This window comes from Saprospira grandis DSM 2844 (assembly GCF_000275825.1).
Taxonomy (GTDB): Bacteria; Bacteroidota; Bacteroidia; order Chitinophagales; family Saprospiraceae; genus Saprospira; species Saprospira grandis_A.
This window is the reverse complement of record NZ_JH719942.1, coordinates 1,915,889-1,940,668: the sequence shown is the minus strand read 5'-3', so window position 1 is coordinate 1,940,668 and position 24,780 is coordinate 1,915,889. Positions and strand designations below refer to the sequence as shown.

15 protein-coding genes are annotated in these 24,780 nt (G+C 47.8%); 5 read left to right on the top strand and 10 right to left on the bottom strand.

What is annotated here, in order from left to right:
* Nucleotides 1–178: 178 nt before the first annotated feature.
* The 3 genes from SAPGRDRAFT_RS08855 to atpD all read right to left on the bottom strand — a co-directional run bounded on the left by SAPGRDRAFT_RS08855 (nucleotide 179) and on the right by atpD (nucleotide 6,257).
* Nucleotides 179–3,640 carry a CHAT domain-containing protein gene (locus tag SAPGRDRAFT_RS08855; RefSeq protein WP_002658811.1) on the bottom strand — a complete coding sequence of 1,154 codons (3,462 nt, stop codon included), beginning with the start codon at nucleotides 3,638–3,640 and terminating at the stop codon, nucleotides 179–181.
* Nucleotides 3,641–4,430: 790 nt separating this feature from the next.
* Nucleotides 4,431–4,670 carry an ATP synthase F1 subunit epsilon gene (atpC, locus tag SAPGRDRAFT_RS08840; protein WP_002658810.1) on the bottom strand — a complete coding sequence of 80 codons (240 nt, stop codon included), beginning with the start codon at nucleotides 4,668–4,670 and terminating at the stop codon, nucleotides 4,431–4,433.
* Between the two features lie 78 nt (nucleotides 4,671–4,748).
* Nucleotides 4,749–6,257 (bottom strand): F0F1 ATP synthase subunit beta, encoded by a 1,509-nt coding sequence (atpD, locus tag SAPGRDRAFT_RS08835; RefSeq protein WP_002658808.1) that lies wholly within the window; start codon nucleotides 6,255–6,257, stop codon nucleotides 4,749–4,751.
* A 426-nt stretch (nucleotides 6,258–6,683) separates the two neighbouring features.
* Here atpD and SAPGRDRAFT_RS08830 point away from each other — a divergent pair, with 426 nt between their 5' ends.
* From SAPGRDRAFT_RS08830 to SAPGRDRAFT_RS08805, 4 genes are all read left to right on the top strand, one after another.
* Nucleotides 6,684–8,063: a cytochrome ubiquinol oxidase subunit I gene (locus tag SAPGRDRAFT_RS08830; RefSeq protein ID WP_002658806.1), complete on the top strand. Its 1,380-nt coding sequence runs from the start codon at nucleotides 6,684–6,686 to the stop codon at nucleotides 8,061–8,063.
* 21 nt (nucleotides 8,064–8,084) lie between these two features.
* Nucleotides 8,085–9,101, top strand: coding sequence for a cytochrome d ubiquinol oxidase subunit II (locus SAPGRDRAFT_RS08825; RefSeq protein ID WP_002658804.1), 1,017 nt, complete (start codon nucleotides 8,085–8,087; stop codon nucleotides 9,099–9,101).
* Nucleotides 9,102–9,397: 296 nt separating this feature from the next.
* Nucleotides 9,398–10,372, top strand: a complete 975-nt coding sequence (locus tag SAPGRDRAFT_RS08815) for a hypothetical protein (protein WP_002658800.1) — start codon at nucleotides 9,398–9,400, stop codon at nucleotides 10,370–10,372.
* Between the two features lie 320 nt (nucleotides 10,373–10,692).
* On the top strand, nucleotides 10,693–13,902 hold the full coding sequence (locus SAPGRDRAFT_RS08805; RefSeq protein ID WP_002658796.1) for an ATP-dependent helicase: 3,210 nt from the start codon (nucleotides 10,693–10,695) through the stop codon (nucleotides 13,900–13,902).
* A gap of 331 nt (nucleotides 13,903–14,233) precedes the next feature.
* On the opposite strand, the gene SAPGRDRAFT_RS08800 is transcribed toward SAPGRDRAFT_RS08805, so the two are convergent.
* The 3 genes from SAPGRDRAFT_RS08800 to SAPGRDRAFT_RS08790 all read right to left on the bottom strand — a co-directional run bounded on the left by SAPGRDRAFT_RS08800 (nucleotide 14,234) and on the right by SAPGRDRAFT_RS08790 (nucleotide 18,113).
* On the bottom strand, nucleotides 14,234–14,653 hold the full coding sequence (locus tag SAPGRDRAFT_RS08800; RefSeq protein ID WP_002658794.1) for a hypothetical protein: 420 nt from the start codon (nucleotides 14,651–14,653) through the stop codon (nucleotides 14,234–14,236).
* Entirely contained in the window at nucleotides 14,643–14,921 is a 279-nt protein-coding gene (locus SAPGRDRAFT_RS08795; protein ID WP_253271296.1) for a hypothetical protein, read from the bottom strand. The genes SAPGRDRAFT_RS08800 and SAPGRDRAFT_RS08795 overlap by 11 nt, the downstream gene beginning before the upstream one ends.
* A 1,281-nt stretch (nucleotides 14,922–16,202) precedes the next feature.
* Nucleotides 16,203–18,113, bottom strand: coding sequence for a sodium:solute symporter family protein (locus SAPGRDRAFT_RS08790; RefSeq protein ID WP_002658791.1), 1,911 nt, complete (start codon nucleotides 18,111–18,113; stop codon nucleotides 16,203–16,205).
* Nucleotides 18,114–18,175: 62 nt separating this feature from the next.
* Between SAPGRDRAFT_RS08790 and SAPGRDRAFT_RS08785 the strand changes: the two genes are divergently transcribed.
* Nucleotides 18,176–19,057 carry a hypothetical protein gene (locus SAPGRDRAFT_RS08785; RefSeq protein ID WP_002658789.1) on the top strand — a complete coding sequence of 294 codons (882 nt, stop codon included), beginning with the start codon at nucleotides 18,176–18,178 and terminating at the stop codon, nucleotides 19,055–19,057.
* Nucleotides 19,058–19,362: 305 nt separating this feature from the next.
* On the opposite strand, the gene SAPGRDRAFT_RS08780 is transcribed toward SAPGRDRAFT_RS08785, so the two are convergent.
* The 4 genes from SAPGRDRAFT_RS08780 to SAPGRDRAFT_RS08765 all read right to left on the bottom strand — a co-directional run bounded on the left by SAPGRDRAFT_RS08780 (nucleotide 19,363) and on the right by SAPGRDRAFT_RS08765 (nucleotide 24,778).
* Entirely contained in the window at nucleotides 19,363–20,433 is a 1,071-nt protein-coding gene (locus SAPGRDRAFT_RS08780; RefSeq protein ID WP_002658787.1) for a nucleoid-associated protein, read from the bottom strand.
* Between the two features lie 499 nt (nucleotides 20,434–20,932).
* Entirely contained in the window at nucleotides 20,933–22,975 is a 2,043-nt protein-coding gene (locus SAPGRDRAFT_RS19850; RefSeq protein ID WP_051018616.1) for a peptidylprolyl isomerase, read from the bottom strand.
* Between the two features lie 255 nt (nucleotides 22,976–23,230).
* The gene (locus SAPGRDRAFT_RS08770; protein WP_002658783.1) at nucleotides 23,231–23,755 is read right to left on the bottom strand and encodes a gamma carbonic anhydrase family protein; all 525 of its coding nucleotides are present in this window, start codon (nucleotides 23,753–23,755) and stop codon (nucleotides 23,231–23,233) included.
* Nucleotides 23,756–23,770: 15 nt separating this feature from the next.
* Nucleotides 23,771–24,778, bottom strand: a complete 1,008-nt coding sequence (locus SAPGRDRAFT_RS08765) for a lectin-like domain-containing protein (protein WP_002658781.1) — start codon at nucleotides 24,776–24,778, stop codon at nucleotides 23,771–23,773.
* Nucleotides 24,779–24,780 lie beyond the last annotated feature (2 nt).

Sequence of the window (24,780 nt, the reverse complement as noted above, 5' to 3'; positions counted from 1 at the left end):
CCGCCGCAGGCGGCAGACCAAAGGCTTTTGTAGCGAAGCGAAAAAGCCTGCAGGGCCGAGCGAACAGCGAGCTGCGAAATGGCCCGACCCGAGCGAAGCGAGTGGGCAGCCCCAAAACAGCATCCTCAGAAATAAAAAAACCTCCTCCAAAGCGGGAAGAGGTCTTAGATTTTGTTGCTTAGCTGCGCCTTTTTTGCCAGCGCCCAAGCAGGCTAGAGAGCCAAGCGATGGGCTTTTTTTGCTGGCGGCGATAGAGGAGGAATCCCGTAGCGCCAAGGGCCAGGCTCAGGCCGAGGAGGAGCAACAGAATGCTGGACCAGGACCAACCGTAATCTAGGGGAGCGGGATTGCCAATGCTGATAAAAGAGCCCCAAAAAGCGGGGTGTCCAGAAATGTGATCGGACTGATTGAGATAGTCCAATTTAGCCTTTTGCAGGGCGGCGGGTTTGCTCATTCCATTGGCCAAATTTTCATAAAAGCGGGCCATCAGGGCGGCGCTCGTATAATCGTTCACCTTCCAGAGAGTGGTCACCACCGAGGGCACGCCCGCATACATAAAGGCACGGGCCAGACTGAGCACCCCCTCGCCGCGGACCACCTTGCCAAAGCCCGTTTCGCAGGCCGAAAGCACCACCAAATCCGCTTTGAGGTCTAGGTTGTGAATCTCATAAGCATACAGGCGGCCAGCATCTAAATTGTCTACTTCTCCAGAATCTCGAGCAAAAAGCAAGAGCGATTTATGCGGGTGGCGAATATCGACCACCCCATGCATGGCCAAATGGATCAGGCCATAATTAGAAGCCTGCTCATAAAAATTTTCCTTATCGGCCTCTTGTTTCATAAAGTACTTGCCACTAAAATAAGACTGAATCGCCTTGAGTTCTTCCTCGGCCCAGGGCAATTCTGTATGTTCCCCAATCAGGGGATCGCCTAGGGGGTAAGCCGGAGCGAAGCCGAGGCATTTGCGATTATTTTCTAGGCGTTTGGCTTGGATATTTTGAACCAGCAGGCTGGCCGAATAAGAATAATTCAATTGATAGCGGCGGATGAGGTAAGCCAAACTCTTATAGTCCACCTTATTCAAATTGGCGGGCTCTTCGAGCAAAACCTCAAAGGGAATATAGCTAAGCGCCCCATCGGGAATCACAATAAGTCGATCCAATTGCTCGCTACTCCCTTGAATAAAAGGCATCACATAGCTTTTATAGAAAGCATGAGCCGAGAGCACATAATTTTCATAAGCCTTTTTGTGGTCCTTCCCAATCATTTGGTAATCGGTTAGGGCATGGCGAAGATCTTGGAGATTTTGGTCAAAATCCTGAGGCAGTGGCAATTGATAAAAGCTGGGGAAGTCCTTCGTAATTTTGAAAACATAGAGATAGCGATCGCCAATAAAATACTCTAAAAGGAGATCTTTGGCCCCAAGAATCTCTTTTTGCAATTCGGGCAAACTCACCGTTGGGCTCTCATATTTGAGTTGATAATACTTAGGGTAATTCTGCTCAATATATTGGACCAAAGAATCGTAGGATTTTCGGCTTTGGAAGTAAGCCTCATCAAACTCCTCGGCTCGGCTCATATTTCGGTGTCGATAATCCGAATAATAGGCGAGTTTTCTTCTCAGGCTTTCTTCTTGGGTCAGTAGTTCGGCGGGCAAATCGCTAAAAGAGCGGGCGGCCACCCCTTGCAGGGCTTGCAAAAGAACAAAGCTTTTGCTGCGTTCCATAATCTCGAAAGCCTGATAGAGGTAGCTAGGGTTTTTGCTTTCTTGATAGCGCAGATGGGCCACCTCAATAGCGCCTTCATAGACCGAAATCGAGCGTTTGGTCAGTTGTTGTTTAGAGCCATCGGAAGAGAAATTGATGCGGAGGCTATCCACCAGGTTCAGGGCCAGGGCATAGGTAGATTCGGCGGCTTGAATCTCTTTTGGGGCCTTATTGGCCCGATGCAATTCTAGCAGCAGATGGCCTTTTTGGGCCAGGGCGGGCAGCCAGTCGATATTGTGCATCAGGCAGCCTAAATCGGGATTCTGATAAATATCTACCTTATCTTCTGGCAGCTCTTTACAGACGGCCGTCAGGGCATTTTGCACATAAATCAGGGCCAGTTTATAATCTCTTTTGCGCTCATAGAAAGAGGCCAAATTGAGGTAACTATCAAAGAGGCTTGCCCCAATGACCTCATCATCTCCTTTCTCCTCGGAGGCATCAAAGAGTAGGGCCACCTCTTGCTCTTGGCCAAAGCCGCTTTTGGCATAATTAGCGGCCCCTCCATCACGGATGCTAATCTTCTTTTTTAGGGCCTCATTGAGGTAGTAATACTCTTGTTTGGCATCTCGAATAAAGCGGTAGGCTTCGGCTAGGCGGTCATAGGCTTGGGCCAGACGATAGTCATTTTCATTAAGCTGTTGCTCCCAAAGCTTAGCTGCTTTTTGGTAATAAAAGAGCAGGGAATCGGGTTTAGATTTGGCCTTAAAGTACTCCCCTAGTTCTATATAAATATGGCCTAAATTGGGGTGTTCTGGACCATAAATTTGCCGTTCTAAGCCCAATGATTTTTTCAGATGGATATATTCCTCTCGACTATTGCCCAAACCTCTTTGGGCCTTGGCAATGGCTTTGTAGAGCTGGGCCACTTCTACGGATTTCTTACCCAATAATTCTAAATAAATGCGCAAACTGCGCTCATAATAGTTGAGCGCCTGATCATAGTCGCCACTATAAAAATTGCGCTGCCCCAAGAGGTAATAGCTGCGGCCAATATCTTTATGGACCTTATTCAGGGTTTGGAGCTGAATCTTCAGGGCTTTTTCTAGGGCTGCTTCTTCTTCCTCAAAGCGGTTGGTCAACCGATAATAGACCGCCAACTGCAAATAGGAGGAGGCAATTTTGGGGTGTTTTTCGCCAAACAGCTTTTGCCGAACGGCCAAGGCCTTTTGGTGGTAATCAAAGCCTTTGGGATAATCTTGTTTGCGATAATAATAATGTTCGCCTAGGGCCTCATAAATATCTGCGGTCAGATAGGTCTCTTTGGCCAGAGAATTGAGCGCTTGGTCCAGATAATCGGCCTCCATGCTCAGGGGGTCGAGCAAGCTGCTGCTGTCCTGCGCCTGCTTATTTAGTTGGCCATAACAGCGACCAATAAAGTAGTAGCTTTTGGCCAGTTCTTCTCTGGGCGCATTCCATTTCAATCGAAGGGCTAAGGCTTTTTGCTGCCAAGCTAGGGCCTTCCAAAAGTCTACTTCAGCATTCATGCGGTAGCGGCCCAGGCCCTCATAACCATCGGCAATGATGAGGCTATCCACCTGCAAACTACTATCCGATCGACCAAAATCATCAAAGAGGGCCAAAGCCCGCTTAAACTCATTGTCGGCCTCTTGGTAGCGGGTCAATTCTATATAATTATTGCCCACCCCATTGTAGCAACGGCCATAGCCCTCCACATCTTTGAGGCGGCGATAAATAGCGGCGGCAAACTGAAACTCTTGTACCGAGGCCTCATATTGGGCTTCGGCATAAAGGCTTTTGGCTTTTTCAACATATTCAAGGGCTCTTGCTTTGGAGCCTGTATTTTGGGCCTGCCCAAAAGGCAGCAAACAGCCCAAACAGCCTAATAGTAGTAGAAAACGAACTAAGGGCATATAAGTGATTGATATTTTGCGGTATGGGGGCTGGAAAAAGGGTTGCCCTAAAATACGGCTTTTTATTTTGCTGACTAAACTGTTTTTTTGGGGCCTCCGCAGCAAAGCTGCGGCGCTACGCTTCAGGGCTCGCAGGTCTGCTCGGCCCTTCGTTTTTTCGCTGCGCTCAAAAACTCGGTCTGGCCTGACGGCCACCCCGCCGCATCGCTAGGCCGCTCAACTGTCTTTTTTCTTTTGGCTTTATTCTTCGGTGGTTGGGTCGTTTTGGGCCATGGGCTGAAGCCCATGGTTGTAGACTGAGCAAACTGGCGGGCTAAAGCCCTTGTTTGCTATAAATGATATGGGCCGATGGCTTCAACCTTCGGCCATGGCGGCTTCGCCGCTATCTGCAGCCTAAAGGCCGCAGCCATTTTTGTTGGGCCTTGGTCTTTCTTGCCGCAGCGGCTTAAAAGCCCCTGCTTTATTTATGGAAAGGAGGTATTAGGTTTTCAGGTCCTGCGGCTTTTAAGCTGCAGGCCAATGGGTTGGTTAAGAGCTCGCTCTGCTGTTCCTAAATTGGCTGCAGGTTGAAACCAGCAGCCACAGCTAGCAGGCGGCGAAGCCGCCGCAGGCTGAGGGATGGACAGCAGTGGCGCGAAGCGCCAGACCCAGCCGCCTTTGGCGGCGCAGGGCCGAGCAGACCTGCGAGCTGCGACACAGCCCGACCCGCCCGCAGGGCGGGGCAGCCCCAAAAAAAAGAGACGCTCCTTATCAAAAAGAAGCGTCTCTTATGGGAGCGTGGAAAGGCGGTCTACTCTTGAACGAGCAGAGAAACCTTATTATCGAGCACCTCGATAAATCCGCTTTGGATAGCGAGTTCTTGCTTACCACCTTCTTGGGCCAAAAAGCTCACATCGCCAGCCTGCAAAGAGGCCACAATAGCGGCGTGATTTTCTAGCACCTCAAATTCTCCATCTACACCAGGCACCGTAATGCTGCTGATTTTGCCTTCAAAAACTTTCTTATCTGGCGTCAATACAATGAGTTCCATAATAATATCTTGTATGATGGCCTAAAAAAATTAGCCGCGGCCGGAATAGCCACGGCTAAGATCTATTTATCTATTAGATTAAGCTTCGCTGAGGAGTTTTTCACCTTTCTCCATAGCTTGCTCGATGCTACCTACAAGGTTAAAGGCAGCTTCGGGATATTTGTCTACTTCTCCATCAATGATCATATTGAATCCTTTGATGGTATCCTTGATGTCTACAAGTACCCCTTTGAGGCCTGTAAACTGCTCGGCTACGTGGAAAGGCTGAGACAAGAAGCGTTGTACACGGCGGGCGCGGTGTACGACCAATTTATCTTCTTCAGACAATTCTTCCATACCCAAGATTGCAATGATATCTTGCAATTCTTTGTAGCGCTGAAGAATGTTGATTACCCGTTGGGCGCAAGTGTAGTGCTCATCGCCTACGATATCGGGAGACAAAATCTTAGAGGTTGAATCCAAAGGATCTACCGCGGGATAGATACCCAAAGAGGCCAATTTACGGCTAAGTACCGTGGTGGCATCCAAGTGAGCAAAAGTAGTTGCGGGAGCGGGGTCAGTCAAGTCATCCGCAGGTACGTAAACGGCCTGTACAGAAGTAATTGAACCACGTTTAGTTGAAGTAATACGCTCTTGCATCAAACCCATCTCGGTAGCAAGAGTAGGCTGATAACCTACCGCTGAAGGCATACGTCCCAAAAGGGCTGATACCTCGGCACCGGCTTGCGTAAAGCGGAAAATGTTATCGATAAAGAAGAGGATATCACGACCTTTAGCTTCATTGGGATCACCATCGCGGAAGTACTCGGCAACGGTAAGACCAGAAAGAGCTACACGGGCACGGGCACCGGGAGGTTCGTTCATCTGACCGAAGATAAAGGTAGCTTGAGACTCGATGAGCTCGTCATGCTTCACTGCGCTGAGGTCCCAACCGCCTTCTTCCATAGAATGCTCAAACTTTTCGCCATAGCGAACGATATTGGCTTCGATCATCTCGCGCATAAGGTCATTTCCTTCACGAGTACGCTCACCAACACCAGCAAAAACGGAGAGTCCTTTATGCTTCTTGGCGATGTTGTTAATCAGCTCCTGAATCAGTACGGTTTTACCTACACCAGCACCACCAAAAAGACCAATTTTACCCCCTTTGAGGTAAGGTGCGATCAAGTCGATAACTTTGATACCTGTGTAAAGGATCTCTTGAGAAGTACTCAAGTCCTCATAACGAGGAGGCTTATTGTGGATAGGGCGACGCTCGGCATTGGGCAATTCACCCAAACCATCGATAGGCTCCCCTACTACATTAAACAAACGACCTTTAATTTCGTCACCAACAGGCATCGTGATCATACTGCCAGTATCAACGACAGGCATGCCACGAGTAAGGCCCTCCGTACTGTCCATAGCAATCGTACGGACACTCTCTTGACCAAGGTGCTTTTGACATTCGAGAACAATTTTATCTCCATTGGGGCGAGTCACCTCAAGGGCGCTAAGAATTTCGGGAAGTTTAGCCTCTTTGGCTGAAAAGCTTACATCGACTACAGGTCCAATGATCTGCTTGATGTATCCAGTATTTTGTGCCATAATTTTATTCTTGGACAATAATGAAATGGTATAAGTAAAACTCTAAAATCAGCGCAAAGATAGGCCTTTATCATAAAAACAAAAAAATAAAGCCCCTATTCGCCTGCTCTAACTGCTTGTTTTTCTATACAATAGTAGGCCTACAGAAGAAAATTAGGATTGAAAAGCCCAAACAGAATATTTTTAGGGCTAAAAATCGCAAACAGAATAAATAACGGCCAGCTAGGCTTTAGCGGACCAGCTTTATTAATGATTAGGCGGTTTAATAATATGGGAGTCCTCTTTTGTATAACTTTTTTACAATTTATTAAAGAGCCAAAGCCCCTCCTTTGTGTTGATTATCACAACGGAACAGCCTTAAAAGCTCTTCTTTTGAGACAAGAAAATACTACTTCATAATTACACCAACTAAAAGTATATATCATTATGGGAGACCTACTTGCAGCCCGTTTACAGATGGCTTTTTCTTTGGGGTTTCATATCATCTTTGCCTGTGTGGGTATGGCCATGCCTTTCCTGATGGCTATTGCGCACTGGCGTTATATTAAAACTGGAGATGCTGTGTATAAGGACCTCAGTAAAGCTTGGTCTAAAGGGGTGGCGATCTTTTTTGCCACCGGTGCGGTTTCGGGCACCGTTTTATCATTTGAGTTGGGCCTACTCTGGCCCGAATTTATGGAGCATGCCGGCCCTATCTTCGGAATGCCCTTTTCTTTAGAGGGAACCGCCTTTTTTATTGAGGCGATTGCTCTTGGCCTTTTTCTTTATGGTTGGGGAAAAATCCCCAAATGGATTCACTGGAGCTCTGGCCTTGTGGTCGGTATTTCTGGGGTGGCTTCTGGTATTTTGGTCGTTGCGGCCAATGCCTGGATGAATAGCCCCACGGGTTTCGATTATGATCCCTTAACCAATACCTATAGCAACATTGACCCCATTGCGGCTATGTTTAATCCCGCCTGGTTTACCCAAGCCCTACACATGATTTTAGCCGCATTTACGGCTACGGGCTTTGCTGTAGCAGGGGTGCACGCCTTTTTGCTGATCCGTAAACCCGCCAACCGCTTTCACCAACAAGCCATGCGCATTGCACTGCTGGTAGGTGGAATTGCCGCTTTTCTACAACCCATTAGTGGGGATATTTCGGCCAAGGATGTGGCCGTCCGCCAACCCGCCAAATTGGCCGCTATGGAGGCCCACTTCCATACCGAGGAATATGCCGGCCTATTGATTGGCGGTATTCCTAATGAGGAAACTGGCGAGGTACATTATGGCATCAAGATCCCCGGCCTATTGAGCTTTTTGGCCCATGGCGACTTTAAGCAAGAGGTGATGGGACTTGACCAAATTCCAGAGGATGAACGCCCCCCTGTGGCCGTTACTCACTTCGCTTTCCAAATTATGGTGGGCGCAGGGACCTTCCTGATGATGGTCGCTTTTCTCTACTTTTTTGCCCAAAAGTTCCGCCCCCGATGGCTGGGACACAAAAATTTCCTTTGGCTGGTGGCGCTTAGCACCCCCCTAGGAATGTTGGCCGTAGAAGCGGGCTGGACCGTCACCGAGGTGGGCCGCCAACCCTGGATTATCAACGGAATTATGCGGACCAAAGAGGCCGTTACTCCTATGCCAGGGATTCAATATTCTTTCTATACGGTGGTTGTTGTCTATACGCTTTTGGCCGTTTTGGTGAGCTGGCTCATGAAACGACAGGTCCAAACGCTAGCCCAAAACTACGATAGTATGGATGAGGAAATTGACCTCAGCCAAAATAAAGCAAATACCAAAACAGAAGTTATAGAAGAATTATAGCTCCTCCAAAAGACCGATTTTATGTTTATGTATATTGTCGTGCTGAGCTTCCTGCTCCTTTCTTTGCTCCTCTATGCCCTCTTGGGCGGAGCCGATTTTGGCGCCGGCGTGATTCAGCTTTTATCTACTACGCCCAAGGCCGAAAAAGTAATCGGCCGGGCCATTGGCCCCATCTGGGAGGCCAACCATATGTGGCTGGTGATTGCTGTAGTGATTAGCTTTATGGGCTTTCCCGCTATCTTTAAGGTGGTTTCTACCGCCCTGCATATCCCCGTTTTTATTCTGCTGCTGGGCATTATTTTCCGAGGAACAGCCTACGCCTTTAAACATTATGATGCCATCAAGGACGAAAAAAGCCAGTTGATGTATCAACGGGTGTTTGTCTGGGGAAGCCTGGTGTCTACGCTCTTTATCGGCATTACTTTTGGCGCAATGAGCCTAGGCAAAATTGACCCCAATGCCACCGATTTCTATACCGGATATATTGCGCCTTGGTTCAATTTCTTCTCGATCAGTGTGGGCTTTCTCGCTACAGCGCTTTTCGCTTTTCTAGCCGCCGTTTACCTCATTGGCGAAAATGAAGACCCCGAGGTCAAGGAGTTTTTTATTGCTAAGGCTTGGAAGTGGCTGTTGGCTTCTGTAGCTATTGGTGTGGTCGTTTTTGTTGCGGCCTATGTCGATGGTCTCCCTCTCTTTAATGAGTTGATTAGTAGCCCGCTCAGTATTGTTGCAGTTGCTTTGGCCAGCATCCTCCTCCCCTTTCTGTTTAAAACGATCCGCCAAGGAAAGGTGGTCCTCGCTCGCCTAATGGCTGGCGCCCAAACGGTCCTCATTCTTGGCGCTTGGTTGCTTGTACATTATCCGCACGCCATTATGCTCAGCAATGGAGGCAGCCTAGACCTCTACGATAGCCGCGCCCCCGATGCCACCTTGGCCGTGCTCGGTTGGGCCCTGATGCTCGGCTCACTCTTTATCTTACCGGCCCTAGGCTACCTTTATGTAGTCTTCAAAGGCCATGGCCCCGAAGAAACGATCTAATTTTTCATAAGCCGCTGTACTGCCCTGTTCTTGCTCGTCAAGAATGGGGCTTTTTTTTGGGGCCTCCGCAGCAAAGCTGCGGCGCTACGCTTTGGGGCTCGCTGCTCGCTCGGCCCTTCGTTTTTTCGCTGCGCTCAAAAACTCGGTCTGGCCTGACGGCCACCCCGCCGCATCGCTAGGCCGCTCATCCTTTGGTTTTCAGGCTAGCCGTTTTGCTTCGGCCCCAAAATTTTATGGCTAAAAAAAGTATTCTTTTAGCTTTGCCTTTATTTACACCTAAACAATTGTCACTAAAGATGAGACTACTTTTTTTCCTCCTGTTCTCTTTTTCTCTTCACGCCCAAACTAGCTCCTACTTTCTATTTGATGAGGAAAGCCAAACCCCCATTCCCTACACTAGCCTTAGCTTAAAGGATCATAGTCAGCATTGGAGTACAGATAGTTTGGGCCAACTAACTATTGCAGCAGAATTTCAACAAGATAGCCTTTTTGTCCGTAGCCTTAACTACCCCAATGCAGCCATTATCTTAGCTCAGCTGCATACAGATACCATTTGGTTAAGCCCCCAAGCTCATCAATTAGAAGGGATTACCGTCAAGGCCAAAAAAGCAAAGAAGAAACGCATCCGCCCTCAAGGAAAAACGGTAAAAATAAAAGCTTACTTTTTTAATAAATTTAGCTCAGATAACACTCGTTATCTTAGGCAGCGGAATGCCCGATATTTTGAAAATAGAGAGCAAAAGACAGGTTATCTAGCAGAAATTGCCTTTGATGTAATCAATAAAAGAGGTTGGGAAAATGCTTTTAGACTTTGGATTTATAGTCATCAAGATAGCGTTCCAGGCCAAGCAATCAGTCCTCCTATTGACTTTATTCCCGAACAAAAAAATGCTTGGCAAAAATGCGACCTTCAAGATTACCGAATAGAAGTACCTAAGGATGGCTTTTGGGTAGTTGTAGAAGCCGTTAAAGATTCTGCTCATCTAGAGGCTCCCTCTTATTCGGCCAAAGACACCACAATTACCGACTTAGAGCGATGGCGAGTTCGTACTGACCAAAATGGTCATGTAATTTCTTACAGCAGGCGGCATCGAACAGGACTTAGAACAGAGCTGCTAAAGTCTCCTTATTGTAGTAGTTACGCTTTTCAAAGCTACACAACCAAAGCCCCGCAACAGCCTTTAGCCTGGCAAACAAGCTGTATTTATCATGATACCAAAGAATATAAAATCTCCTGTATCAAAATGAAAGCTTGGGTTTATTGGGATTGAATGATGGCTTTTGGGCCTTTGAGCAGCAGCTAAAAACAGAACAGTAAGAAAATATTCTTTTCTACGGTTTTGCAGGCGGCGAAGCCGCCGCAGGCTGAGGGATGGACAAGGGTGGCCGAAGGCCAGACCGAGCTTTTTGAGCGCAGCGAAAAAAGCGAAGGGCCGAGCAAACCTGCGAGCCCTGAAACAGCCCGACCCGCCCGCAGGGCGGGGCAGCCCCAAAAAAATAATAAGAAAGAGAGATTTATCTTTCAGATGGCCCAGCCTGATTAAAAAGCCTTATCTTTAGAGCTGTTTTTTGATCGCTTTTAACCTTGCTTATGGCCCCCAAATTATCTTATCGGCAGTCGCTTTATCATCGTCGCTTTGAAAAAATTATGAAGCAGCTCAATGATTCGCAGCGGGCGGCCGTGGAGCAGATTGAAGGGCCCGTAATGACGATTGCTGGGCCAGGGACGGGCAAAACGCATATTTTGGCGGCGCGGATTGGGCAAATCCTTTTGCAGACCGATAGCCGACCCTACAACATTCTTTGTTTGACCTTTACGGATGCTGGCGTGCAGGCCATGCGTCAGCGATTATTGGAATTTATTGGTCCAGAGGCCTACCGCATTCATATTTATACCTTTCATTCTTTTTGCAATAAGGTCATCCTTGAAAATCCCGATAACTTTGGGCAGAAAAACTGGCAATTGGCCACAGAACTAGAGCAGATTGATTTTGCTCGTCAATTGCTAGATGGTTTGGAGCCCGATCATCCTTTGCGTCGCTCTCGCCGCCAACCTTATCGCTATGAGGGCCAATTGCTGCGGCTGTTTCAGTTGATGAAAACAGAGGGCTGGACCCTCGAGCTGGTCCAAGAAAAAATTGAGGATTATCTCGATTATATCAAGGAGGATAAAAAGTATCGCTATCAGCGAAATGGTAGCAACTATAAAAAGGGCGATCTCAAACTCAAGGCCTACCAGGAAGAAAAAGAGCGGATGCAACGGCTATTGTCTGCCGCGGCCCTCTTTGAGGAATATGAGTTTTTGATGGAAGAGGCCAGTTGTTATGACTATGCCGATATGATTCTTTGGGTGTTGCGGGCCTTTTTGGACCCCGAACAGGAGGAGTTGCTGTTGCGCTATCAAGAACAATATCTCTATATCTTGGTCGATGAATTTCAGGATACCAATGGAGCGCAAAACCAGATTTTGATGCAGCTCATTGGCTTTTGGGAGCAGCCCAATATCTTTATTGTGGGTGATGACGACCAATCTATTTTTGAGTTTCAGGGAGCTCGGGTAAAAAACCTGATCGACTTTTTTGAGCGCTATCAAAATGGCCTGAGCTTGGTCATGTTGCAAGATAACTACCGCTCGAGTCAAGAGATTTTGGATGCCTCCAAAGCCCTGATCGACCATAATGAATTGCGCATTATTTCTTTGTTGGAGGCTTTGGAGCTGGACAAAAAACTCAGGGCGCGCCGCCCCTTTAAGCAGGGCGAAGAAATAGAGCTAGAACTACAACAATACCCCACGGCTTTTGAGGAAGAAGTTGCGATTGTCGAAAAGATTAAGCAGCTACAAGCCGAAAAGCAAAACCTGGCGGAGGTAGCCATTATCTACGCTCGTCACCGGCAGTCTCAGGACCTGATCCGTTTATTGGAGCAGGCTGAAATTCCCTATCAAACCAAGCGGCAAATCAATATCTTAGAAGAGAGTTTGATTAAGAACTTCTTGCTGCTGTTGGAGTATTTGGCTTTAGAATTTGAGCAACCTTATTCGGGAGAAGAATACCTTTATGAGCTCTTGCACTTTCAGTTTATTCCCATTTTGGCCAGCGACCGACGCAAGTTGGTCAACTATATGGTGCGGGAAAACCGCCGCCGTTATTTGGCCAAGGAAAAAGAGCCCTTAGCTTGGCGGGACCTGCTGCAGATGGCTCCTGATTTGACAGAACTGCGGCTCATTGCCCCCGAAAAAATCAGGGCTTTGGTCGAGTTTTTTGATGAGGCCACAGATTGGTCGGTCAATGAGCCGCTCAGTCGATTGATGGAGCTTTTATTTAACCGATCGGGCCTATTGCAGTACGCCAGTGAAGCCGCAGAAAAAGATTGGTATTTGGGTTTGCTCAATACCTTTTTCGACTTTGTCCGCAGGGAGTCAGAGCGAAAAGAGGAGCTTAATTTATGGGGCCTTTTGGAGCTGATCCAGCGCATGAAAGACAATCAGCTGCGCTTGCCCATGACGCATAGCCGCTATGCCGAAGATGGGGTGCAATTACTGACCGCTCACGCCTCTAAGGGCCTAGAGTTTCAGTATGTCTTTATGCTGCATTGTTTGGATGGAACTTGGGGCCCCAATAGCCGCCGAAGCATCAAGAAGTTCAAATTACCCGATAACTTATCGCAGGCCCATGCGGTTTTGGACCAAGAAGAGGCCAGCCGCCGCTTATTTTATGTGGCCATGACTCGTTCTAGGGCCTATTTGCGGATCTCCTACCATGCTAATGACAGCCAAGGGAAATCTTGTAAACGCCTCTCTTTTGTCGATGATTTGATGATTGATGCGGAGCTAGAAGAGCAGCAAGTACAGCTGCCCGCTTCTACTCTTCAGCAATATCGACATCAGTTTTTGCAGTATTTACCCGAGCGTTTACCCCAAGAACTTTTGGTCGATCCGGCCACAATTGCGGCCCAACTAGAAGACTTCCGTTTGAGTGTAACGGCCCTAAATGCCTACCTCAACTGCCCTTTGAGCTTTTATTTTCAGCGGGTGTTGCGCCTGCCGAGCAGCCAAAGCGTAGAGGCGCTTTATGGGCAGGCGGTGCATGAGGCCCTAGAAGAACTTTTGCGGCAGGGGCAAAACAATGCGCGGTTGCGGCTGCCTTCTTTGCCCGCTTTTGTCTCTCTTTTTGAAGAGCGTTTGGAGATGAAACGCTTGCTATTTAGCCAAAGAGCCTATGAGGAAGCCCTCGATTTGGGCCTCAAATATCTTAAGCGCTATTATGAGCAGCGACAAGAGCGTTTTGGGCAGGAGTTGGACAAAAAAATCTTACTAGAGCAGTCCTTTTATGGCACCCAATACAAGGGCGTGCCCCTAACTGGAAACATCGATAAATTGGTGCAGGTAGAAAAGGGCAGCAGCCTTTGGCATATCGTTGATTACAAAACGGGCAAGCTAGAAGAGAAGCGCTTCAGAAAGCCGCATAAACGCAACCCTTTGGGCGGCAATTACTACCGGCAGCTGGTCTTTTACGCCCTACTTTTGGAGAGCTCTCGACAGATCGAGGGGCGGGCCATTTCTGCCGAAATTGACTATATCAGTCCCAATGAAGCGGGGCATTTTCCCGAAAAAGAAATGGACATCCATGCAGAGGATCTGGCCAATATGGGCGAATTGGTGCAGGAGGTCTACGCCAAAATTAAGCGGCATGAATTTGCCGAGGGCTGCCAGAAAAAAGACTGTAAATGGTGCAATTTTGTGCAGCATCAGCAGATTCCCGCCAGCTTCCGAGATGAAGAAGTAGAAGCCTTGGATGATTAGGGGCTGCCCACTCGCTTCGCTCGGGTCGGGCCATTTCGCAGCTCGCTGTTCGCTCGGCCCTGCAGCGCTTTCAGCGCTTTGGTCTGCCGCCTGCGGCGGCCCTGCTACAGCCCCTCAGCCGCGTCGCTTCGCTCCTTTTTACTGTAGGTTGAAACCTACAGCAAGAGCGGTATTGCTTCGCAATGATCTATGAATGAGGGTTAAAACCCTCATGAAATGAACTGGCTTCGCCGCCTGCAAAACCGTAGAAAAACAATGAGCCGAAGGTTTTAACCATCGGCCCATAACTTTTGGATGTATTGCTACATCTAGAAGAAGCCTACAGCAAAAGCTAATATTTATCAGCCTCTACTCTCTTCAACATATCTTTTAAGTCACCATCTTCATCCTCAGGATCTAGCTTCAAGGCCTCTTTTAAGTGGTATTCACATAAATCTATCGTACCCGAAATAGGACTCAACCCTCCCAATAACAAATAACTACAAAGAACATGCGCCTGATATACTTTAGCTTTCAGCTCTGGTTTCCATAAACAATAAGCATAAAAGCCATAAGCCAACAGTTTTAAGTCAAAAAAAGAGGCATAAGCTATACGGCTGCTTAGTTTTGCTCCTTCTCCTTCTTCCCATACTTCCCAACCTTGCCATTCTTCGGGCTCATCTAAGGTCGCCCAAACCTCAGCAAATTGGCCTTCTTCAATAAGCTTAAGCATTTTTTTGAGCCGTATCTCTTCTAGGATTTCAAGTAACATTAGCTAAGAGTTTTTTTAAACGCAATTTATTTTCTTCTTTGCCAGGCGCAAGGGCCAAAGCCTCTCTTAAATGATGAATGGCCATCATTTTAGTCCCTTCAATAATCGTATTCATCTCATCATAAAGTAAGTAACTCACGGCCTCATGTACCGCTAGATGTTTCTCTACAGGCCAAGAAATTAACAAATGAACAAAGTAACCATAGTAGATTATATCTGATTTATTCATTTCATCTTCTTCCATATGCTCAACTATGGCGATCATCATCTTTTCTAGACTCCAGTTTTTGGCCAGAGCTAATGCTTCATGATAATATCCCATCCACACAAAGTGGGTAAACTGTTCTTTTTCGTTTTTCATGTTTATTTATTCTTTGCTGAATCTCTTACTCAAGCATTTGTCATTCTAATGCTTCTTATCCTCCTCATCCCTAATACTTAAGCTCTACAGCCTATAAATGAGGGTTAATTTATTCTGTTCGGAGAGCTAGAAGGCTGCTCTTGGCGTATTAGTTCCCACTGCAGTGATTTGTAGTAGATTTTTATAGCTTGGCTAGTTAAATAGGGCTAAGAGAGTCTGCTCGAGACTGTTTAAAATTTTATGCTCCCCCTTTTGCTGCCTAGGGACAAGCCCCTAGGCTAGCTTTTTTAGACAGCCCTCTAAAGAGGGCCTTTGGATAAGCTACTTCTCTGCTAAAATGACTTAGCAAGGCCTTATACATCAGTAGTTGAGGCCCTTTAGGGCTGACTCCATTGGTTAGCCTAGGGGCTTGTCCCTAGGCGACTATTGGCCAAATCCTAACAAGCTAAAGAGCAAAATTTTATTCTAATACACAAAACCCTCAACAGTCCCTGATTTTGGCCCCAATTGTTAGGAAGTTGTTAAAAACGAAAATAACGTAACAAAATCAAAAAGGGCAAAAGTTATGTAAAAAACATAACTGACTATGTCTGGAACATAACTGACTAGCTAAAAAACATAACCAGCTATGTCTGGAACCTAACTGGCTAGCTAAAAAACATAACTAGCTATGTCTGAGACCTAACTGACTAGCTAAAAAATATAACTAGCTATGTCTGAGACCTAACTGACTAGCTAAAAAACATAACTGGCTATGTCTGAAACCTAACTGGCTAGCTAAAAAACATAACTAGCTATGTCTGAAACCTAACTGGCTATATAAAAGGGCCAATTTGCGGTTTTAGAGGCCCTAAAAGTTAAATTGATGAGGGTTTTAACCCTCATAGATATATTATTGCGGAGCAATACCAACTGTTGCTTGGCTGTAGGTTTTAACCTACAGGCCCATATAGAAGGAGCGAAGCGACTGGCCTAGCGATGCGAAAGGGGGCGGCGAAGCCGCAGACCAGAACAAGCCCTTTAGGGCGCAGTTCAACGACCAAAGGGAGTAACCGAAGGTGCGTAGCACCGAAGCGAAGGGCCGAGCAGACCTGCGAGCCCTGAAGCGACAACAAGGCCTTTAGGCCGCAGTTCGACGACCGAAGGGAGTAACCGCCGCAAGGCGAAGCCGCAGCGGAGGCCCCTCCCCTACTTCTTTCTTTGTAAAAGATAAAGGACAAGTAGGGCCAAAAGGGCCGTTCCGCCAAAAATTGCCGCCTCGGTATAGGCCAAAAACAGTAATTTGCCCACCGCAAAAAGCAGGCTGTAGGTCAGGACAATAGCCGCCAACCATTGGCCCAATAAAGAGAGTAAGGGGCGGTTATTCGTCTTTATGCCCAAGCCCGACCAATCGCCTAGAGGGCGTACTTTCTGGTAAAAAGCTTGAAGCACTTTTGGGTCGGTAGCCGGGGTAAAAATCATGACCAGCAACCAACTTATAGTAGTAAATAGGACCGTTGTGGGCAAGGCCTCCTCAAAGGGGACCTCATAATAGAAAAAGGGGATGCTAATCAAGGCGGGGGCAATCATGGCCGTCAGTTCGGCCCAAGCATTGATGCGCCACCAATACCAACGGAGAATGAGGAGCAAGCCCAAGCCCGCTCCAGCTTGTAAAATAAAGGCCCAAGCGCCAGAGATTTGCTCAATAAAGAGACTGACGCCTGCGGCCGCCAAGGCCAAGAGAATATTGAGCAAACGAGAGATCCAAACGTAGTGTCCCTCCGTCTGTTGAGGCTGCAAAAAGCGCTTATAAAAATCATGCACCAAATAACCGGCGCCCCAATTCAACTGCGTAGAGACCGTGCTCAAATAAGCCGCTAAAAAGGCCACGAGCAACAGCCCCAAAAGGCCCGGCGGCAAGAAGTCGCGCATAGCCATTACATAGCCTTGGCGATAAGAAAGTTGATAATCTATAGCAGAGGCCAGCTTGGGATTTTCGGCAGCAGCAGCGGTTAGTGCCTGGCGAAAAGCAGGCAATTGGGCCAATAATTCAGGAGATTTTGTGCTCAGATCTGCCTTTTCATCCAGCACTTCTTGGGCGGTCCAGCCCGCTTCTACAAACTGATTATACTGATTTTTTAGATCCCCCTCTGGCAATTGGGGCGGCAAAGCATAGAGCAAAATAGCCGCCAAGCCCACCAAAATCCAAGGCCAAGGCCGCAAGCAATAATGGGCCATCTGAAAGAGCAAGCTAGCCGATTGAGCGGCCTTTTCGCTGCCCGTGCTCATCATCCGTTGGGCGGTATAGCCGCCCCCACCTGGCTCGGCGCCGGGGTACCAACTGGCCCACCACAAAATGCCCAAATAGGCGATAAAAGAACTAATGCCAAAATAGAGACCAGAGCCCTCTTTTTGGGTAGAGGGAAAGAAATCGAGCAGGGCGGGATCCACCGCCTTTAGTTGAGTAGTTAAGCCTTCTAGGCCGCCAATTTCAGGCTGATCCAAAACCACATAGGCCAAAATAATACAGCCCAAAATGGCCACTACAAACTGTAGGGCATCAGTTACAGCCACGCCCAAGAGGCCCGCCACAGCCGAATAAACTGCTCCCAAAAGCAGTAAGCCTAGGGTATAAAGAAAGGCCATACCTTCCGTCAGACCAAAAATGCCTTGCAAAAGAGAACTCATCGCCAAATTGACCCAAGCCAAGATGATAATATTGAGAAATAAGCCCAGATAGATAGCTTTGAAGCCACGTAAAAAGCGGGCAGCGGGACCGCTATAGCGGAGCTCAACAAACTCCACCTCCGTCAAGACCCCAGAGCGTTGCCAAAGGGGGGCAAAAAAGAAGGTCGTGAGCATACCGCCCGCCAAAAAGTTCCACCAAAGCCAGTTGCCCGACACCCCATTTTGGCCCACCAATTCGGCCACCGCCAAGGGCGTATCCGCGGCAAAAGTAGTGGCCACCATAGACAAACCCGCCAGCCACCAAGGCAGCTTTCTGTTGCCCAAGAAAAAAGCCTCTAGGCTCTTGCCCGATTGCCGCCCATAAGAAAGCCCCAGGGCAATAATGAGGAGCAAAAAGCCAATAATGACGCCCCAGTCTAAAGTTGTCAGCATAATTTTATAGATTTAACAGCCTTTCAAGGAAAAGCCTTAATTTAGCCCACAAAATAACTGTTATGGAAAAATTCTATACCCAAATAAAAAAATTTGACCAGCTGGCAGAGCAGAAGAACTACTATGCCGCACTTGCTGCCGGCCAAGATGCCTTTGAGATTTTGCTCTATAGCGATGATGAACCCGTAGTCGTAGAGCCCCCCCTGATTGGGGCCATTGACCGCCTTCAGCGATTTATTGGGCAGTTGGTGCAGCTTCCCGAAATTGAAGAGAATGAATATATACAAGAGGTTTTGGCCGAAATGAAGGCCGAGCTATCTGCCTATATCGCCGATGATTCAGAGGCCGAGGACCTCGGTATGGCTATTGTCGAATTGGCCCGCCTGACGCATTACCTCAAGGGGGCTGCCGATTATCTCAAAATGGAAAATCTGCCCTTGGGCCAAAGTACAGAACCCAAACTCATCATTGCGGTTCAGGAAGATGGCAGCATGCAGCTCTATGGCCGCATGGCCGAGGATGGCCTCAGCCCAGAAGAGGCCCAAGCCATGATGCAGCGCTTTCAGCAGTTGCTCTCTCCAGATGCCCAAGAAAGTGACCTCAGCCAACTACTCAACCTAGCCGCCCAACTGATGGTCAAAGGCGCGCTAGAGGAGGCCAAACAGGCCTATTGGCAAATTCAAGAACAGTATCCCAGCTATCAGGCGCAATGCCAAACGGGACTGGGCGCCTGCGCCTACTACCAAGAAAATTTTGAGCAGGCCATTGAGCATTATTTGTTGGCCCTAAAGGCTGGCGAATCAGAAGATCGCTGCGCCTATAATGTCTCGGAAAGCTGCCAAGCACTCATCTTTGCCACAACTGACCGCAACGAAAAAATGAAATGGGTCTATTTCTTTAAAGAGCATTTTCCCGAAATCGATCAGCAGTTTGAGCTGGATTAAGTAGGTTGTATTTTGGGGCTGCCCCTTCCGCCGGCTTGAAAGCCAGCGCAAAGCGGTATCGCTTTGCGAAGCGATACAAAATGAGGGTTAAAACCCTCATGAATTATCGGCTCGGGTCGGGCTGTTTCGCAGCTCGCAAGTCTGCTCGGCCCTGCGCCGCCTTCGGCGGCTGGGTCTGGCCCTTTGGGCCACTGCTGTCCATCCCTCAGCCGAGGCGCTGCGCGCCTTTGCGGCGGCTTCGCCGCCTGCTAGACCAAAAAGGGGCGGATGATTTTAATCAACCGCCCCTTTGCTATGCCCTGGGCTTATTTCTCTTCATTAAAGTAGAGCTTATAGTAGTACATGCCTTTTTCTTCATCAAAGCCCTTTTGGAGGAGGCCCTCCTCTTGGGCTTGGGCCGATTGGACCTTAATCTCCATTTGGCTATCGAGCTGAATCACTCGCTTAAAAGAGCGGGCCGCCTTCTTTACTGCAGGCGTAGCAATAAAGAAAGGTTCTTCCTCTACATCCTCTAAGCCTACCTTTTCTTGATACTGCTGTTTGTAGCTATTAAACTGCTCTTTCTTCTCTTCATTATCCTCAAAGATTTGCTCCACAAACTCCTCGGCATCAAAGCTATCTTGGGTCTCAAAATATTCTAAAGACTTATTGAGGAAAGCCACTTGCTCCTGCTTTTCTTCAGCCTCAAATTGTTGCTTGCCAAAGTCCTTACACATCTTGAGATAGGTCTGTGTATAAAAGAGCTCATCTTGGAGTTGGGTAATTTGCAAAAACTCATCTCGCCAATATTTAGCCTCCGAGCTTTTGAGGTCTACAGAAGCTACTCTAAACCCACTTTCGGCTTCTATATTAAAGACCAAGCAGCCCTTATCCATTTTCTTGAGGTCTACCCCCTCCTCAAAGTAAAAGGTCCAGTCTTCTTCCTCATCTAACCGAAGCTTGAGAAACTGCTCCTTATTTTCTGTTTTGAAAATACCAATGGCTTCCACCAATTCGTCATTGACCAAAATGTCTTCAAAATAGACCAGATAGAACTCTCCGCCCTTAATTTTGGGGTGGTTGGAGCAATTGTAGAGTTGCTGCAACATCAAAACCGATTGCTCATAAAAGGTCTCGGCATTGGCTTGAGCAAAAATGGCTTTGCAGTAGCTAAAGATTTCATTCATCTCTAGCTCACTAGCATGATTAAACTGATAAAACTCTTCAAATTTGAAAGAGCTCAAAAAGAAGTCTTGCAACTGTTCTTTTTGTTCGGCCTGAGGCAGGGGCAGCAATTTGCTAGCGACCTTCATGCCCTCATCTCGGCTTTTGTTGCCTAGGCGATGTAGGGCCAAACGGCGCATTTGTATTTCGGATAAAACGACTTGGGTATCCATAGTTATTTCTTTTGGGCAAAGATAAGGCTTTATTCCCTGCGGCGCATAAAAAAAGTCCCGCTTCCTTTTCAGAAAGCGAGACCCACACTATAAGAACACCCAATTAAAACCTTTAAAATCTGTTTGATTAGATTTCGTTTTTTTCGTCAAAAGCTATGCCAAGCAACAGCTTTTTTATTCACTCAATCCTTAAAGGATTGTTAGTTGTATTATTACTTTTCTGGAGAGCTCGCACCAATAACGGTGCCTAATTAAGCTTTGTTTTATACCCGAAGCTTAAAATACTGTTAATATAAAGTAAAAAGAGAATAACGAAACTTTTAGTTAAAACTGGGTTATTTTGCGGTGAGCAGGGCGCGAAGCGCCCGCAGGCTGAGGGATGGAGAGGGGGGCCGAAGGCCAGACCGAGTTTTTTGAGCAAAGCGAAAAAGCGAAGGGCCGAGCGAACAGCGAGCCCGGCACAGCCCGACCCGAGCGAAGCGAGTGGGCAGCCCCTCCCCTACAGCAGTTTGGCCCGAATAATTTGATCTCCCAGCTCTAGCTGATGCAACTGTTCTAGGCCTTCGATGACCTGACCAAAAAGGGTATATTTTCCGTCTAAATGAATAGCTGGACTATGTGTAATGAAAAACTGGGCCGATTCGGTATCCTTACCTGCCGAGGCCATGCCCACGGCCCCGGCTTGGCTATAGCTTCTTTGGCTAAATTCTGAAACGATATTGAAGTTGAGTCCGCCCCAACCGTCGCCTCTAGGGCAGCCTGTTTGGGCCACAAAATTGGGCACTAGACGGTGAAATGCCTTGCCATCATAGTAGCCTGCCTTGACCAGCTGAATGAATTGGATGACGGTGGCGGGACATTCCTTGAGGTAGGTTTCAATTACAATTTTGCCTCGGCTAGTGCTGAGTTCCACCTTGGGTTTTTCGGGTAGGGCCTTGATCAATGCCCAATCGATTTCGGGAAATTTCTGCTTAGCATAGGGCCGCTCGGGGCGATTGCTGCCTTCAATATAATTGATGGCCCTTTGCAGCAGCATATGCGTTTCTAGGTCTCGGGGCAGTTGCAATTGGCTTTGGGCTGTTTTGAGAAAACTTGCATCGGGAAAAGCCTCTTTGAGTTTGAGGCTAGGCGTACTAATAGCGGTAGCCACTACGGCCAGGGCGCCGGGGTCTCCATCTTGGACCAATTTTCGGAGCAATTGATGAAGTTCGGTTCGGGCGCGTTCTTTGCCGCCCCCCCCATGCACTAAATCAAAATCGGGCAAGCCACAAATGCTCACGAGTCCCTCGGCCGCAGCAGATTTCACCATGGGCGAAACCTCCTCTAGACTGTCGGCGGGAAAGGCCATTTGGCCCAAGAGCCGATGATTGAGCGCATAGCGGCCCAAGGCCTGCAAAAGCAATTGTTGTTCGTAGGGATTTTGGCTGGCCTTGGCCATTTGGGCCAATTTATTACTAATAAACTGCTTAGAAGGGCGGCGGTAGGCGGGCAATTTGGCCAAAGCAGCCCCATAGAGCTCGGCCCGAATCGCCCAATCTATGCTATCGCTTCGCTCATCGGCCCATTTGATGTAATTAAAGGCATCGCCCTCGGCCCCATATTGTCTAAAAAACTGCGCGGCCAATAATTGGACCTGTCGGCTGGTATCTCGCAAAGCGCCATAGGCCAGATTTCGGCTAGAGTCATAGGGAAAATACTGCAATCCTCTCAAAATATTGGCCCGTACCCGATAATCCTCCTCTTCTTTAAAAGTAGTTTTTAGGGCCGAAAAAGCGGCTGGCGTCTTGGCCTTGGCCAGCGCCAAAACCAAAAACATCCGCATATCGGGGTCCTTTTCTTCTTGCACATTATTGATCAGTAAGTTCTCGTATCGGCTCAGGTCTAGGCCCGCCACTCGGGCCAAATAATTGGCGGCAATAAAGCGGGCTTTTTTGGGCATCAGGCTATTGGCCAAATAATCGTTAATCATTCGAGAGCTGCCTTCGGGTTGCACCATGCCCCGCAAAGCAAAGCGATAAAGGCCCAGCGCCAGGCCATTGAGCAAGAGCGAATCTTGCAGGGCATAAGGTCTAGAGGTACAAAGGTCTTTTAGGTCCTTAACATCTCCCGATCGGCCCACTGCTTCTAGAATACTGGCCAAAACGACTCGGCTACTATCTTGCTGAAACGCCTCGGCCAGATAATCGGCAGCCTTGGCATTTTCGGTTTGGCCCAAAGCAAAAGCAGCCGCCATGCGCAGCTCCTCGCTAGGGTCGCCAAGAGCATCGGCCAAATGGTCAATAGCCGCACTATCTTGTACCGAGGCTAGGGCCATAGCGGCCGCATAGCGGTGGTCCAAATTATCCACCGCCAAATAGGTAATTAGCGCCTCCGTATTGGCCTTACCTTCTGCATTTCTCTTGGCACGAATATCAAAAATTTGCTGCAAAACGGCATCCTCCAAAGAGAGGTTTAGTTCTTCTTTGGGCAATTCTTCTGGACCGCCGCAGCTGGCCAAAAACAACAACATCAGGCCCAAAAGGGGCATATATAATTTCATCATGATTTGTATTAACTTCTGTATTTTTTTGGGGCTGCCCCTGCGGCCTTCGGCCTTGGGTCGGGCTCTGTCGTGGCTCGCAAGTCTGCTCGGCCCTGCAGTTTTTTCGCTGCGCTCAAAAACTTGGGTCTGCGGCTTTGCCGCACCACTTTCCATCCCTCAGCCGATAGCCGGCTCTTGGCATTAAGGGCTAAAAAAGAGGGCTATTCTTTATCAGTTGGCAAGAAAAAAGGGCCAATGGAGCCCTTCTTTTATTCTCTATTTATCTTCCTCTTCATACCAGGAGGCATACATCATATAGGCCTCGGCAATGCGCTCAATCTCATTTTTGAAGAGCTCTGGAGAAAGAGATTTTATTTTTTTGGCGGGCACTCCCGCATAAACTGCATTAGATTCTAATTGGGCATTTTCTAAAATCAGGGCCCCAGCAGCAATCAGGCAGTTGTCGGGCACTACGGCATTATCCATAATAATGGCGCCCATGCCCACCAGTACCTTGTTGCCAATCGTACAACCATGCACCAATGCCCGATGTCCAATAGAAACTGAATTGCCTATAGTTGTTTTTGTTTTTTGGTAGGTACAGTGCACCACTGCCCCATCCTGAATATTCACCTTATTGCCAATTCGAATGCTATTGACATCTCCTCTGAGCACAGCCTGAAACCAGATACTACAGTCGTCGCCCATTTCAATATCGCCAGTGAGCGTGGCATTTTCGGCCAAAAAACAATTTTTGCCCCAGCTGGGTGTCTTTCCTCTTACGGTTTTAATTAGCGCCATAAACCCCAAATAATTTTAAGCCCGAATAGTGGCTATATGTACAATTTTTTTGCTTACCCGATGGTCTCCATTGGTCACGCTAATATAATAGATCCCAGAAGGAAGACCAGGCAGATTAAAGTAATATTGATTTTGTCGAACAGAATGGGTGGGAATTTCATAAATGAGCTTACCTGTTGCATCAAAAAGCTGCATCTGAATGTACTGCTCTTCGGGCAGTTGGAGGTCTATGGTCAGTTTCTCTTGGATGGGATTGGGATAAATGCCTACTCCTTCTTGGAAAGATCGTTTTTGCTCAAAAACTTCATCTACAGAAACCGAGACCGACTGCACGCAGACCATCTGCATATTGGTTTTTTTGCCCGTGCTGGCCGTAAAGCCGAAATAGACGTCTTGGTCCATACCAAAAAACTGGCTCAGGTCTTTGCGCAAGCTCAGGCGGATTTCCCCATCAAAGAGAACCTCTAGCAATTGTTTGGAGGGCGACCAGCGGATGGTGACATCATGATACTCACAATCCACCACAGATTGTCCGTTGCTGCGCAGCCGTTTGGCCGAGCCAATAGGAAACTCTTGTTGGCCATTTTGGACCACTGCCAAATGCGGCAAGTACATATCTCCAATGCCAGGGCTATATTTACTATCTAGCTCAATGGCCAAAGAGGGGGCTAGGCCTTCACAGTCTTTTGTTTTGCCAAAACCTAGGCTTTTGCCTGCGCAGCCAAGGGCATCAAAGCCTGTTTTATCTTGATGAAAGACAAAGGCCAGGCCTTCACCAGCATAGCGGTTGCAGCCAAAATTAACAGCAAAGTGCAATTCTAGGGCATTTTCCATACGGATAGGGTACTCGCACCAAATGCTTCCCACCTCTTGGTTGACCTCATCAGAGGTGAGGCGGTAGCAGTTTTCGGAGACCAACTGGCTAGCGCCATTTTGGGTAAAAGAGGGCTGGGCCCAACTTATTTTAGGGGCCGCAAAAAGGCTAAGCCAAATAGTAAAAATATAAGCAGTTCGTACAAGCATGT

Bases quoted from the DNA above. Each gene is read 5' to 3' on its own strand.
- SAPGRDRAFT_RS08855 (WP_002658811.1), bottom strand. From the start codon at position 3,640: ATGCCCTTAGTTCGTTTTCTACTACTATTAGGCTGTTTGGGCTGTTTG.
- atpC (WP_002658810.1), bottom strand. From the start codon at position 4,670: ATGGAACTCATTGTATTGACGCCAGATAAGAAAGTTTTTGAAGGCAAA.
- atpD (WP_002658808.1), bottom strand. From the start codon at position 6,257: ATGGCACAAAATACTGGATACATCAAGCAGATCATTGGACCTGTAGTC.
- SAPGRDRAFT_RS08830 (WP_002658806.1), top strand. From the start codon at position 6,684: ATGGGAGACCTACTTGCAGCCCGTTTACAGATGGCTTTTTCTTTGGGG.
- SAPGRDRAFT_RS08825 (WP_002658804.1), top strand. From the start codon at position 8,085: ATGTTTATGTATATTGTCGTGCTGAGCTTCCTGCTCCTTTCTTTGCTC.
- SAPGRDRAFT_RS08815 (WP_002658800.1), top strand. From the start codon at position 9,398: ATGAGACTACTTTTTTTCCTCCTGTTCTCTTTTTCTCTTCACGCCCAA.
- SAPGRDRAFT_RS08805 (WP_002658796.1), top strand. From the start codon at position 10,693: ATGGCCCCCAAATTATCTTATCGGCAGTCGCTTTATCATCGTCGCTTT.
- SAPGRDRAFT_RS08800 (WP_002658794.1), bottom strand. From the start codon at position 14,653: ATGTTACTTGAAATCCTAGAAGAGATACGGCTCAAAAAAATGCTTAAG.
- SAPGRDRAFT_RS08795 (WP_253271296.1), bottom strand. From the start codon at position 14,921: ATGATGATCGCCATAGTTGAGCATATGGAAGAAGATGAAATGAATAAA.
- SAPGRDRAFT_RS08790 (WP_002658791.1), bottom strand. From the start codon at position 18,113: ATGCTGACAACTTTAGACTGGGGCGTCATTATTGGCTTTTTGCTCCTC.
- SAPGRDRAFT_RS08785 (WP_002658789.1), top strand. From the start codon at position 18,176: ATGGAAAAATTCTATACCCAAATAAAAAAATTTGACCAGCTGGCAGAG.
- SAPGRDRAFT_RS08780 (WP_002658787.1), bottom strand. From the start codon at position 20,433: ATGGATACCCAAGTCGTTTTATCCGAAATACAAATGCGCCGTTTGGCC.
- SAPGRDRAFT_RS19850 (WP_051018616.1), bottom strand. From the start codon at position 22,975: ATGATGAAATTATATATGCCCCTTTTGGGCCTGATGTTGTTGTTTTTG.
- SAPGRDRAFT_RS08770 (WP_002658783.1), bottom strand. From the start codon at position 23,755: ATGGCGCTAATTAAAACCGTAAGAGGAAAGACACCCAGCTGGGGCAAA.
- SAPGRDRAFT_RS08765 (WP_002658781.1), bottom strand. From the start codon at position 24,778: ATGCTTGTACGAACTGCTTATATTTTTACTATTTGGCTTAGCCTTTTT.